The 12,186-nt window shown below is 70.3% G+C and carries 9 protein-coding genes and 2 pseudogenes; 6 read left to right on the plus strand and 5 right to left on the minus strand.

From position 1 onward, the window contains the following. The first annotated feature begins 11 nt into the window (after positions 1-11). The 3 genes from GPY60_RS18855 to GPY60_RS18865 all read left to right on the plus strand — a co-directional run bounded on the left by GPY60_RS18855 (position 12) and on the right by GPY60_RS18865 (position 1,984). Complete coding sequence (locus tag GPY60_RS18855; RefSeq protein ID WP_156689214.1) at positions 12-395, plus strand: DUF1304 domain-containing protein; 384 nt, start codon at positions 12-14, stop codon at positions 393-395. Between the two features lie 83 nt (positions 396-478). After that, complete coding sequence (locus GPY60_RS18860; RefSeq protein WP_156689215.1) at positions 479-1,144, plus strand: hypothetical protein; 666 nt, start codon at positions 479-481, stop codon at positions 1,142-1,144. A 144-nt stretch (positions 1,145-1,288) separates the two neighbouring features. Continuing rightward, on the plus strand, positions 1,289-1,984 hold the full coding sequence (locus tag GPY60_RS18865) for a hypothetical protein (protein WP_156689216.1): 696 nt from the start codon (positions 1,289-1,291) through the stop codon (positions 1,982-1,984). 59 nt (positions 1,985-2,043) lie between these two features. Here GPY60_RS18865 and car read toward each other — a convergent pair whose 3' ends face one another. Both car and gabT read right to left on the minus strand, forming a co-directional pair. Further along, positions 2,044-5,559, minus strand: a complete 3,516-nt coding sequence (gene car, locus GPY60_RS18870) for a carboxylic acid reductase (protein ID WP_156689217.1) — start codon at positions 5,557-5,559, stop codon at positions 2,044-2,046. A 150-nt stretch (positions 5,560-5,709) separates the two neighbouring features. Then, complete coding sequence (gene gabT, locus GPY60_RS18875; protein WP_156689218.1) at positions 5,710-7,050, minus strand: 4-aminobutyrate--2-oxoglutarate transaminase; 1,341 nt, start codon at positions 7,048-7,050, stop codon at positions 5,710-5,712. Positions 7,051-7,191: 141 nt separating this feature from the next. Here gabT and yajC point away from each other — a divergent pair, with 141 nt between their 5' ends. Together yajC and GPY60_RS18885 are read left to right on the plus strand one after the other, a co-directional pair. Beyond that, a complete protein-coding gene (gene yajC, locus GPY60_RS18880) occupies positions 7,192-7,542 on the plus strand; it encodes a preprotein translocase subunit YajC (protein WP_156689219.1) in 351 nt (116 codons plus the stop codon). A 69-nt stretch (positions 7,543-7,611) separates the two neighbouring features. Then, positions 7,612-8,157, plus strand: a pseudogene (locus GPY60_RS18885) (protein translocase subunit SecD); the annotation flags it as partial. On the opposite strand, the pseudogene GPY60_RS18890 reads toward GPY60_RS18885, so the two are convergent. Then, positions 8,100-9,107: pseudogene (locus GPY60_RS18890) on the minus strand (outer membrane protein assembly factor BamB family protein); the annotation flags it as partial. The pseudogenes GPY60_RS18885 and GPY60_RS18890 overlap by 58 nt on opposite strands. 207 nt (positions 9,108-9,314) lie before the next feature. On the opposite strand from GPY60_RS18890, the gene GPY60_RS18895 reads away from it, so the two are divergent. Beyond that, on the plus strand, positions 9,315-10,052 hold the full coding sequence (locus tag GPY60_RS18895) for an acyltransferase (protein WP_156689220.1): 738 nt from the start codon (positions 9,315-9,317) through the stop codon (positions 10,050-10,052). Between the two features lie 125 nt (positions 10,053-10,177). On the opposite strand, the gene GPY60_RS18900 is transcribed toward GPY60_RS18895, so the two are convergent. Beyond that, the gene (locus tag GPY60_RS18900) at positions 10,178-10,732 is read right to left on the minus strand and encodes a DUF4333 domain-containing protein (protein ID WP_156689221.1); all 555 of its coding nucleotides are present in this window, start codon (positions 10,730-10,732) and stop codon (positions 10,178-10,180) included. A gap of 114 nt (positions 10,733-10,846) precedes the next feature. Then, a complete protein-coding gene (locus GPY60_RS18905) occupies positions 10,847-12,175 on the minus strand; it encodes a cryptochrome/photolyase family protein (protein ID WP_156689222.1) in 1,329 nt (442 codons plus the stop codon). Positions 12,176-12,186: the final 11 nt, after the last annotated feature.

Below are 12,186 nucleotides of genomic sequence, written 5' to 3' on the forward strand. Positions count from 1 at the left end.
AGGAGGACGAGATGCTCACGGCCGGATTGGTGTTCGCGGCGCTGGCCGCCCTCCTGCACGTATACATCTTCACGATGGAGTCCCTGACCTGGACCTCGGCGCGCACCCGGGCGGCGTTCGGCACCACCGCCGAGGAGGCCGAGACCACCAAGCTGCTCGCGTTCAACCAGGGCTTCTACAACCTCTTTCTGGCGATCGTCACCGGCATCGGGGTCGCGGCGCTCGCCCTCGGGCATCGCCCCGTCGGCGCCGCGCTGACCTTCGCCGGTGTGGGCTCGATGGCCGCCGCCGCGGCGGTCTTGGTGCTGTCGGCGCGCGACAAGGCCCGCGCGGCGGTGGTTCAGGGCGCGTTTCCCGTGGTCGCGATCGCGTTGCTGCTCCTCGGCCTGCGCTGACACGGCGATCCCCGAGTGTGGGCCAGGTTACATCGGGGTCTCCTGGGGTAATCAGCGCTCACCCGATTACTCGAGGAGTTGTCATGAGAAACGCAGAATACGACCGCCCGCACCGGGTGGGCATGCCCCGCTCGCGCGGCGCGCTCAGCGGATTGCTGCTGATCCTGCTGGGGGCGTGGGGAGCCCTGATCCCGTTGATCGGACCCGCCGTCAACTGGGCGTACACGGCCGACCCGGCCTGGACCTGGACCACCGCGAAGGGCTGGCTCGAGGTGCTGCCCGGAGTGGTCACCGCCGTGGGCGGGCTGCTGCTCCTCGTGTCCGGCAACCGCGGAAGCGCGGTCCTGGGTGGCTGGCTGGCGGTCGTCGGTGGCGCCTGGTTCGTGGTGGGCCAGGCCTTCGCCCCGACGCTGAGCATCGGCGACGTCGGTCAGCCGGTGGCGTCGACGGACCTCAAGCGAGCCCTGCTCGAGATCACCTACTTCACCGGCCTGGGTGCGTTGATCGTCTTCCTCGGCGGAGCGGCCCTGGGTCGCGTCGCGGTGCGGCACGCGCGTGACGTCGTCGTGGCCGACCGCGCGGCGGTGGCGGCCCCGGTCGCGGCCGGCGCGGCCCCGGCGGGCGAACCGGCGATGTACGACGAGTCGCGCGTGGCGGCCGAGCCGGAGCCGCGGGCCCGCGGTGGGCTGTTCGGACGGCGCGACGGCGGCGGCCTGTTCCGCCGGCACCATCACCACGCCGGCGTCTAAAGCTGGGCGTCTAAAGCGCCGCACACCGGTAGCCCGCCCGCAGGGCCGGCTACCGGTGTGGTCGCGCGGGTTAGATCGCGGCCCGGCGGGTACCCGTATCGGGCCGGAATTCGGGCCGGCGCCATAGGAGGGGAGACAAGGGGAATGAGAAACGCTGACAGGGACTATCCCGGCGCGCTGACGATGCCGCGCTCGCGCGGTGCGGTGAGCGGCCTGCTGCTGCTCATCTTGGGCGCCTGGGGGGCATTGATCCCGTTCGTCGGTCCTCGAATCAACTTCGCGTACAGCCCCGATCAGGACTGGGCGTGGAATTCGGCGCGCGGCTGGCTCGAGGTGCTGCCGGGGGCCGCGACGGCGCTGGGCGGCTTCCTGCTGATCGTCGCCGGCAACCGCGTGGCGGCGATGCTGGGCGGCTGGCTCGCCGTCCTGTCCGGCGCGTGGTTCGTCGTCGGCAACCAGGTCGCCCCGCTGATCGGGATCGGCTCGCCGGGCGACCCGATCGCGGCGACCGAGCGCAAGCGGACCGTCCTGGAGATCTGCTACTTCACCGGGCTGGGCGCGCTCATCATCTTCATCGGCGGCGTCGTCCTGGCGCGCACCGCCGTGCGCCTGGCCCGCGATGTTCCCGCGGTGACGGCGACCCCGCCGGCGGAGGCGCAGGCCGCGGCGCCCTATGACGAGTCACTGGAGGAACCGGTGTCCTCGGGTGCGCTGACCAAGCCGCGGGTGGACCGCTACGGGCCGGCCAGCGCCCAGCCCAGGCGCGGATGGCGCCGACCGGGCGCCGGCTCGGGTTCGAGCCAGAACGCCGCGTACCTGAGGTGGCCGCACCCCCAGTAATTCGGGCAAACACAACTCGCCCGGTCCTCTCGGGACCGGGCGAGTTGTTGTCGCGGTACTTACAGCAGCCCGAGCAGCTGCAGGTCGGTGATGTACTTGACGATCACCGGCGGCGAGACGTGCGGGATGTCCTTGTCGGGGCCGATCTTCGCCTCCTGCACCGCCGCGCGGAACCGGTCCGTCGGGGCCAGCGACCCGCGCAACGGCTTCTCCGGCCGCTGGTAGTTGTGCAGCAGCGGCAGCAGCGAGTACTGGCGCTGACGGTCCGGCAGGGCCCGCAACGAGGTCTCGAACCGGTGCAGCCAGTCGGAGTAATCGGCGATCCGCCGGATCGAATAGCCGGCCTCGACCAGCCAGTCGACGTACTCGTCGAGCCCGATCCCGTCGTCGTACGGGTTCATCACGTGGTACGTCTCAAACCCGGCACCGTCCAGCGCCTGGGCCCCCAGCGTGGAGATCGCCGCGGCGATGAACTCCACCGGCAAGCCGTCGTAGTGGGCGCGCTGTCGGTTGCCCTCGGCGTCCAGCTCGTAGAACGAACCGGGCGCGATGCCGGAGGCGACCAGGCTCAGCATCAGCCGGGTGAACATGTCCGGCAGGTTGAGCTGACCGGCGTAGGTGGTGTCGGCGAGGATCATGTCGCACCGGAACACCGCGACGGGCAGGCCGCACAGGTCGTGCGCCTCGCGGAGCAACACCTCGCCGGCCCACTTGCTGTTGCCGTAGCCGTTGGCGTAGTTGTCGTTGATCGCCCGTGTCGCGCTGATCTGCCGGATGTCGGCGTCCTCGACGAACTGGCCAGGCTGGATCTGGTCGCCCACCCCGATCGTCGACACGTAGGTGAACGGCTTCAGCTTGGTGGTCAGCGCGATCCGGATCAGCTCCGCGGTGCCCAGCGCGTTCGGGCCGAACAGCTCGCTGTACGGCAGCACATGGTTCACCAGGGCCGCCGGGTCGACGATCAGGTCGACGGTGTCGGCGAGCCGCTGCCACGTCTGCGGGTCGAGGCCCAGGTTGGCCTCGCCCTTGTCGCCGGCGAGCACCTCCAAGTGGGCCGCGAGCTCGCGGTAGTGCGCGAGCAGGGCGGGGTCGCCGCTGTCGAACGTCTTGTCCAACCGGGCCCGGGCCTCCTCGTCGGACTTGGCGCGCACCAGGGCGATCACCTTGCCGCCGGCCAGGTCCATCCGCTCGAGCCACTCCAGGGCCAGGTAGCGGCCCAGGAAGCCGGTCGCTCCGGTCAGCAGCACGGTCCGCACCTCGGCGGCCGGCTTCGGCAACCCGGGCGCGGCGGACAGCGTCGCCTCGTCGAGGAACTTGTCGAGCGTGAGGTCGCTTGCGCGCACCTCAATCGCGTCGCGGCCGTGCAGCGAGGAGAAGGTCGGGCGCTTGGTGCCCTGACGCTCGGCCTCGATGTAGGCGGCGATCGCGGCCAGGTCATTGGCCGGGCTGACGATGACACCCACCGGCACGTCGATGTCGAAGATCTCGCGCAGCAGGTTGCCGAATGTCAACGCCGACAACGAGTCTCCACCGAGTTCGGTGAAGTGGGCGTCGGGCGCCAGGTCGGTGGCCGCCGTGCCCAGCATGGCCGCCGCGGCCCTGCTCACGGTCTGCAGCACGGGCGCGTCGGCGCCGCTGTTGCGCAGCTCGGCCAGCTCGTTGGCCTGCCCCTCGGCCAGGTCGGCGTAGAGCTGTTCCAGCCGCTCGCCGTAGTGCTGCTTCAGCTTCGGCCACGCCAGCTTGCGGATCCCGGTCAGCAGCCCGTTCTCCAAAGTGAACGGGGTGGTCTCGATGATGAAGTCGCGCGGCACCTCGTAGGACTGCAGGCCGGTCTCCCGGGCGACGTTCTGCAGCGAGTCGGCGATCCTCGGCTTCAGCGCCTCCAGGTCGCCATCGGCCAGGGCCTCGTCGGTCGGCACGACGACGGCCAGCAGGTAGGGCTGCGCGCTGTTGCCGTAGACGTAGATCTGGCGGATCAGCGGGCTGTTGCCGAACACCGCCTCGAGCTTGGCCAGGGTGACGAACTCGCCCTGCGCGAGCTTGAGCACGTTGTTGCGGCGGTCGACGTACACCAGACGGTCGGGTGCGATCTCGGCGAAGACGTCGCCGGTGCGGTAGTAGCCGTCCTCGTCGAACACGCCCGCGGTGGTCTCGGCGCGCTTGTAGTAGCCGGGGAACATGTTCTCGGTCCGCAGCAGCAGTTCACCGCGCGGGTGCGGCCGGTCGGTGGAGAAGTAGCCCAGGTCCGGGACGTCGACCAGCTTGTAGTCGATGACCGGCGGCCGCTGGATCTCGCCGTCGAACAACACCATCCCGGCCTCGGTGGAGCCGTAGCCGTCGAGCAGGTGCATCTCGAGCAGGGCCTCGACCCACTCGCGCAGCTCGGGCGAGGTGGGCGCCGAGCCCGTCATCGCGAAGATGAACCGCCCGCCGAGCTGGTATTGGCGCTGCTCGTCGATGACCTCGGCCTCGACGGCCCGGCGCTCCTCGGGGTCGGTGCGGTCGGACAGCCGCCGCTCGACCTGCCGCTGGAACTCGCCGTACAGCGTCTCCCAGATGCGGGGCACGAAGTTGAGCTCGGTCGGCCGCACCAGCTCGAGGTCCTCGAGCAGCGTCGAGAGGTCGCTCTTGGCGGCGAAGTAGGCGGTGCCGCCGTTGCCGAGCGTGCCGTAGAGGATGCCGCGTCCCATGACGTGGCTCATCGGCATGAAGTTGAGGGTGATCGACGCGGCCGTCTCCCCGAACCAGTTGCGGCTGGAACGGCGGAACATCTTGCCGACGTTGCTCTGCGGGTACATGGCCCCCTTGGGCGCGCCGGTGCTGCCGGAGGTGTAGATCAGCAGCGCGAGCGAGTCCTCGTCGCGGGCTGCCGGGAAGTCCGTCTCGGGCAGGGTGGCCCCGAGTTCGAGGAGGTCGGCCAGCGCGCGGACGCCGACTCCGAGGCCGGCCAATCGCTCGCGGACGGCGTCGACGGCCTCCCGCTCGTCGTCGACCTCGGGGTGGTAGTCGAACACGATGAGCTCCGACGGTGCGGGCCCGCCCTCGATGAGTTCGGCGGCCTCGGTGAGCTGGTCGACACTGGCGGCGACGACGCTCGGCTCGGTCTCGGCGATGATCGGCTGCAGCTGGGCGGTCGCGGCGCTGGTCTGCAGCGGCACGGACACGGCACCGATCTGGCCCAGCGCCATGTCGATGGTGGCGTAGTCGACGCTGTTGAAGCCGAGCACGCAGACGCGGTCGCCTGCCGAGACCGGCCCGTCGGCCAGGGCGCGGGCCAGAGCACCGACGCGTTGGCCCAGCTCGCCGTAGGTGATCGTCTCGTAGCGGGGGAGCAGCGCCAGCGTCGTGCGCCCGGTGGCGGGGTCCTTGACGTATTCCACCGCGCGCTGCCCGAGCGCGGGCCGCTCGGCGTAGCCGTTCAGCAGCGTCCGCACGATCTCCGGCAGGCGCAGGCCGGGCTGCTCGAGGGCCGCGGCGATCGCCGGGTCGGGCGCGGCGGCGGCGAACTGCGGGTCGGTGGCGGTCAGGTGGTCGATGCGGCGGGCGAGTCGCTCGTCAATGGTGGGTGTCGACATGCGGTTCCTTACAAATGGAAGTTAGTGAGCTTGATTCGCGCCAACAGCGCTGCCGTTTAGAACGTTAGCTAAAGTAACTTTAATCCTCCATGGGCAGTGCCGTGGGCGGTGATGTGAGATTGCCCACCGGCGCGGGCGCCGGGCTTCGGGTTACAGATCGCCCAGCGTGCTGACGAGGACGTCTATTCCCTCCGCCAGCAACTCATCGCTGATGGCCAGTGGGGGCAGCAGGCGGATGATGTTGCCGAACATGCCGCAGGTCAGGACGATCACTCCGGCCGCGTGGGCGGCCTTGGACCACTTCTTGGCCAGTTCCCCGTCGGGCTCGGTGGATCCCGATTTCACCAACTCGACGGCGATCATCGCGCCGCGGCCCCGTACCTCGCCGATCCGGTCGTCGCCCGCCTGCAGGCGCAAGAGCGGCTCGGTGATCAGCCGTTCCATCTGTCGCGCCCGCTCGACGAGGCCGTCCTTCTCGATCGTCTCGATCGTCGCCAGCGCCGCGGCACAGGCAACGGGGTTTCCGCCGAATGTGCCCCCCAAACCGCCCAGGTGCGACGCATCCATGATTTCGGCGCTCCCGGTGACCGCCGACAGCGGCAGGCCATCGGCGATCCCCTTGGCGGTGCAGATCAGGTCCGGTTCGATCCCCTCGTGTTCACAGGCGAACATCGCGCCCGTCCGCGCGAACCCGGTCTGCACCTCGTCGGCGATGAACACCACCCCGTTGTCGCGGCACCAGTCCCGCAGCGCCGGCAGGAAACCCTCGGCGGGGACGATGAAACCGCCCTCGCCGGCGATCGGCTCGATGATGACGGCGGCCAGGCTGTCGGCGCCGACCTGGCTGTCGATGATGGTGATGGCGCGGGCGGCGGCCTTCTCGCCGTCGGTGGCCAGTTCCTTGTCCAGCAGGCCGTCCCGGAAGGGGTAGGACATCGGGGCCCGGTACACCTCGGGAGCGAAGGGGCCGAAGCCGCTCTTGTAGGGCATGGACTTGGCGGTGAGCGCCATCGCCAGGTTGGTGCGGCCGTGGTAGGCGTGATTGAACGCCACCACCGCGGGCTTGCGGGTGTGGGCGCGCGCGATCTTGACGGCGTTCTCGACGGCCTCGGCGCCGGAATTGAAGAGCACCGAGCGCTTTTCGCCGGAGCCGGGGGTGATCCGGTTGAGCTCCTCGGCGACCGCGACGTACTGCTCGTAGGGGGCCACCATGAAACAGGTGTGGGTGAACTCGGCGACCTGCGCCCGCACCGCGTCGACGACCCGCGGCGCCGAGTTGCCGATCGTGGTGACGGCGATGCCGGAGCCCAGGTCGATGAGCCGGTTGCCGTCGACGTCCTCGACGATGCCGCCGCCGGCGCGCGCGACGAACACGGGCACCGACACGTTGACCCCGTGGGAGACGGCGGCGGCGCGGCGCTTGGTGAGCTCCAGCGATGCGGGGCCGGGGATTTCGGTGACCAGCTGGCGGCTTTGCTCGAGGCTGGCCACTCTCGTTCTCCTCACCGCGGCGCGCGTCTCACGTCGCGGTTAAAGCCTAGCCGTCGCCCGCCGCCCGCGGCCTGCCAAACTGGACGGGCAGACTGGACGCAACACCAGTGGCGAAAAAGAAAGACGGGTCTCCGGGTCGCTATGAACTCCCTTGTCATGTTCCTGCCGTTCCTGCTCATCATGGGCGGCTTCATGTACTTCGCGTCGCGGCGCCAGCGGCGCGCGATGCAGGCCACCATCGACCTGCACGAGTCGCTGCAGCCGGGCGACCGGGTGCACACCACGTCGGGCCTGCAGGCCACCGTCGTCGACATCACCGACGACACCGTCGACCTCGAGATCGCGCCCGGTGTGGTGACGACGTGGATGAAGCTCGCGATCCGCGACCGCATCCTGCCCGACGACGACCTGGACGACGACGGGACCGAGGCCGACGGCCTGGCCGGCACCGAGGGCGTCGAGGGCTCCGCCGGCGTCGCCAAAGATTCCTGACGCTCGTCACCACGTAGGCTCTGTCGGGGTCGGGAACCGATTCCCGGGCCAGAAGGGAAGGGAAGGAACGTGGCATCGTCTTCGGCGCCGGTGCATCCTGCCCGCTACCTGTCGGTGTTCCTGCTCTTGCTCGTCGGCGTCTACCTGCTGGTCTTCCTCACCGGTGACAAGCGCGCGGCTCCCAAGCTGGGCATCGACCTGCAAGGCGGCACCCGCGTCACGCTGACCGCGCGCACACCCGACGGCTCGCGCCCGAGCCGGGAGGCGCTGGCCCAGGCGCAGCAGATCATCAGCGCCCGGGTCAACGGGCTCGGTGTCTCCGGGTCCGAGGTCGTCGTCGACGGCGACAACCTGGTGATCACGGTGCCCGGGAACGACGGGACCCAGGCCCGCAACCTCGGGCAGACGGCCCGGCTGTACATCCGCCCAGTCATCCTCGCGGTGCCGGCCCAGCCCGCCCAGCAGAAACCGCGGCAGCCCGCCGGCGCGCCCCCCGGGCGGCCGCGCCGGGGCGAGGGCGGCGGGGGGGCGGGGGCGGCGGGGCGGCGGCCCGGGGCGGCGGGGCCGCCGGCCTCCTGGCGCCCCGCGGGGGGGGTGCGGGGCCCGCCGCCCGCCATGATCAGCCCCTGCGGGGTGACCGCCGGCGGCGTCTGCGCCAGGAACCCCAGCGGCGCCGACCACTTCGGCTTCCCGTCGGCGGCCCGCAGCGCCCACAGCCGCTGGTCGCGGCCGTTGACGTACACGGTCGACCCGTCGGCGGAGAGGACCGGGCTGCCGATGACGCCGGCGCTCACGGCGTCGCTCGTCCAGTCGCGCACCAGCAGCGGGGTCTGCCCGGGGTGGTACTTGAGCCCCACCAGCGCCGCCGCCGGCGCGCCCGGCTGCCAGACGCCGATCACCACGGTCCCGCCGGCCGCCGCGAAGGCGGGCGCCGCCGCCACCGGGCAGCCCTCGCGGGCGGGCGCGCAGTCGGCGAGCCCGCGGGTGGCGTCCGTCGGGTCGACGCCATCGACGAGGTCCAGCGGGGTGCCGACCACCTCGCCGCGGTGGGCGTTGAACACCAGCACCTGGCCCAGGTGGGTGGTCACCAGCAGGAGGCCGGGCCCGAGGAAGCGGGGGGTGGTGGGCATCCCGATCACCGGCGCGCGCCACCGGGTCCACTGCGTCACCGGGAAGGAGAGGAAGGCCCCCGGCTGGCCGACGTAGAGGTTGTCGAAGCCGTCGAACAGCGGCCCCGCGAAGCCGCCGCCCTGGACGAGCCGGACGCACCAGCGCTGCCGGCCCTTGTCGTCGTTCTCCCACTCCATCAGCGAGCACCCGCCGGGCGTCTGCGCGTTGAGGGCCAGGTAGTTGCGCGCGCTGAGCGCCGGACCGGCCGCCAGGCTGCCCTTGACCGACCGCGTCCACTGCAGCGACAGCTTGGCCGCCCCGCCGACCGGGGTGTAGCCGCTGTTGGCGGCGTCGCCGAACTGCGCGGGCCAGCCCTGCGCGGGGGAGGCGTCGACCCAGGAGTCGGTGTCGCCGCAGCCGCCGAGCCCGAGTGTCAGCAGGGCCGCCAGAACCACGGATGACCAACACCGGAGCCCACGCGGGAGATGTCGGGCAAGCACGTGGTTTTCCAAAGTCCTTGAGTTCTGGGGCCGAACGTCGAGTTGTTTAGGCACACACCCCCGCAACGACGCAACGACTCGACGTTCGAACGACGGATTGCAGGTACAGGTGAGGGTAACCCGTGACGATCGCGTCTCGGGCCATCGCTAGGCTTTCCGGCCATGACGAGCATGTGGGGGGCCCCGGTTCACCGCCGCTGGCGGGGATCGAACCTGCGGGACCCGCGGCAGGCCAAGTTCCTCACGCTGGCCTCGCTGAAATGGGTGCTGCGCAACCGCGCGTACACGCCCTGGTACCTGGTCCGCTACTGGCGGCTGCTGAAGTTCAAGCTGGCCAACCCGCACATCATCACCCGCGGCATGGTGTTTCTGGGCAAGGACGTCGAGATCCACGCGACGCCCGAGTTGGCGCAGCTGGAGATCGGCCGCTGGGTGCACATCGGCGACAAGAACACCATTCGCGCGCACGAGGGCTCGCTGCGCTTCGGCGACAAGGTTGTGCTGGGCCGCGACAACGTGATCAACGCCTACCTCGACATCGAGCTCGGCGACTCGGTGCTGATGGCCGACTGGTGTTACGTCTGCGACTTCGACCACCGCATGGACAACATCAACATGCCCATCAAGGACCAGGGGATCGTCAAGTCCCCGGTGCGAATCGGACCCGACACGTGGGTCGGCGTGAAGGTGACGGTGTTGCGCGGCACGTCGATCGGGCGCGGGTGCGTGCTGGGCTCGCACGCGGTGGTGCGCGGGGAGATCCCCGACTACTCGATCGCCGTCGGGGCGCCGGCCAAGGTGGTCAAGAACCGCCAGCTGTCGTGGGAGAACTCGGCCGCGCAGCGCGCCGAGCTGGCCGCCGCGCTGGCCGACATCGAGCGGAAGAAGGCCGCCCGCTAGGTCAATGGCGGTGACCCGCAGCGCCCGGCTTCGCCTGTTGGTGGCGACCCGTCCCCAGCTCCGCGGGGGCCCATCGCCCGGCTACGCCGCGCTCGCGATCGCCACGGCCGCGCTTGCGATCCCCGCTAGGGGTTCGGCTCCGGGTGGTCGTCGACCTTGAAGTCGAAGGTGACGTCGCCGGCGTCGACGTTGGTGACCGTGACGTTCACCCCGTACGTCTGGGTGCCGTCCTTGAGCTGGCACCGCAGGGTCGCGCCCTGAACGCCCTTGAGGTTGTCGGGGCACGTCACCGAATCGGGCCGGCTCCCGACCTGCTGGGCGAGCTTGTCGCTGATCTCGCTGGCCACCTGGACCTTGTCGACGGTCTCGACCATGTCGAACTTGACGTTGCTGCCCTCGACGCTGGTGACGGTGACGTTGACGTTGAAGGTCTGGTTCTTGACCTTCATCGTGCAGTTCAGCTGCGCGCCGACCTTGGCGGGCAGGTCGTTCGGGCAGTCCACGGTGTCGGGCTTGTTGCCGGCCGCGTCGGTCAGCTTGGAGGTGATCTGGCTCGCGACGTCCTTCTTGTCCACCGCGTGCGACGACGATCCGACGGAACACGAACAGGCGCCGGTGCCGACCATCAGGCCGGCCGCGGCGGCCGAGAGCAGCGCTGCGCGAACGATCGAGTGAGCCATCATCCCCTCCGATGCCAGGGTCACAGCGGGTTTACTGTGAGTCGGCTGATAATGGCATGCCAACTAGCTTGGAGTAAACGATTCGTTCCGAGAGTGCGTGGGACGGTGCGGCGCTCAGATGCCCTGGTAGCGACGCAGCGCCTCGGCGCGTTCGGCGGCGTGGTCGACGATGGGTGCCGGATACCCTTGCGGGCGTTCGCCTTTCAGCAAATGGACGTCGTCGGCGGCGCGTAGTTCCGGCACCCACTGGCGGATGTAATCGCCGTGGGGATCGAATTTCTCGCCCTGTGTGGTCGGGTTGAACACGCGAAAGTAGGGCGCCGCATCGGTGCCCGATCCCGCGCACCATTGCCAGCCGTGCTGATTGTTGGCCATGTCGCCGTCCACCAGTTGCTCGAGGAACCATTCGGCACCCCACTGCCACGGCAGGTGGAGGTCCTTCACGAGGAACGACGCCACGATCATCCGCACCCGGTTGTGCATGTAGCCGATCTCGCGAAGTTGACGCATGCCCGCGTCGACGACGGGAAATCCGGTTTCCCCCGCCTTCCAGGATTCGAAGCGCCGCTTGGCCTCCGGCCCGGTGTCGACTTCGATGGCGTCGAAGTTGCTGTTCCAGTTTCGCCACGTGCTGGCCGGCCAGTGATGCAGGACGTCGGCGTAGAAATCACGAAATGCCAACTCGCGCAGGTACGCAGCCGCCCCGGGGTTGCGGCCGTCGAGGTCGGCGGCCAGCGTGCGCGGGTGGATGGTGCCGAACTTCAGGTGCGCCGACATCCGGCTGGTGCCCTTGACGTCGGGGCGGTTGCGGTCGTCGCCGTACCGCTTTAACCCGTTGTGGACGAACGACTTCCACTGCTCCAGTGCGGCGGGCTCGCCGGCGGGGACGTCGAGCGTGGCGCCCGGGTCGGGGATGTCGCACGCCGGGGTCCGCAACTGCGCGGGATCGATCCAGCGCGCCGATCCCGCGCCCGACTGCGCGGGCGCGCGCCAGCCCACCTCACGCCACTGGCGCAGGAACGGCGTGAACACCCGGTAGGGCGAGCCGTCGTTCTTGGTGACCCGGCCGGGCGACACCAGGTACGGCGACCCCGTCGCGACCAGCGGCACCGTGCCCAGCGCCGCGCGCACCCGTTCGTCGCGGCGTTTCCCGAACGGCGCGAAGTCCTCCGAGATGTGCACCGCCGCCGCGTCGATCTCGGCGGCGATGCGGGGGATCGCCTCCTCGGGCCGCCCGCGGGTGACCAGCAGCCGGCCGCCGAGGTCGTCGCGCAGGCGGCGCAGCGAATCACCCAGGAACTGCAGGCGGCGTGGGCCCGACGACGCCTCCAGCCGCGGGTCCAGCACGAAACAGGCGAGCACTTCCCCGTCGCGGGCGGCGGCGGCCAGGGCGGGGTGATCGCTCAGCCGCAGGTCGCGGCGAAACCACAGCAGGCTAGGCACCTTCGCAGAAT

Source organism: Mycobacterium sp. Marseille-P9652, from assembly GCF_902652685.1.
GTDB lineage: Bacteria > Actinomycetota > Actinomycetes > Mycobacteriales > Mycobacteriaceae > Mycobacterium.

Coding starts and splice junctions, on each gene's coding strand:
- GPY60_RS18855 (WP_156689214.1), top strand. CDS start 12: ATGCTCACGGCCGGATTGGTGTTCGCGGCGCTGGCCGCCCTCCTGCAC.
- GPY60_RS18860 (WP_156689215.1), top strand. CDS start 479: ATGAGAAACGCAGAATACGACCGCCCGCACCGGGTGGGCATGCCCCGC.
- GPY60_RS18865 (WP_156689216.1), top strand. CDS start 1,289: ATGAGAAACGCTGACAGGGACTATCCCGGCGCGCTGACGATGCCGCGC.
- car (WP_156689217.1), bottom strand. CDS start 5,559: ATGTCGACACCCACCATTGACGAGCGACTCGCCCGCCGCATCGACCAC.
- yajC (WP_156689219.1), top strand. CDS start 7,192: ATGAACTCCCTTGTCATGTTCCTGCCGTTCCTGCTCATCATGGGCGGC.
- GPY60_RS18895 (WP_156689220.1), top strand. CDS start 9,315: ATGACGAGCATGTGGGGGGCCCCGGTTCACCGCCGCTGGCGGGGATCG.
- GPY60_RS18900 (WP_156689221.1), bottom strand. CDS start 10,732: ATGGCTCACTCGATCGTTCGCGCAGCGCTGCTCTCGGCCGCCGCGGCC.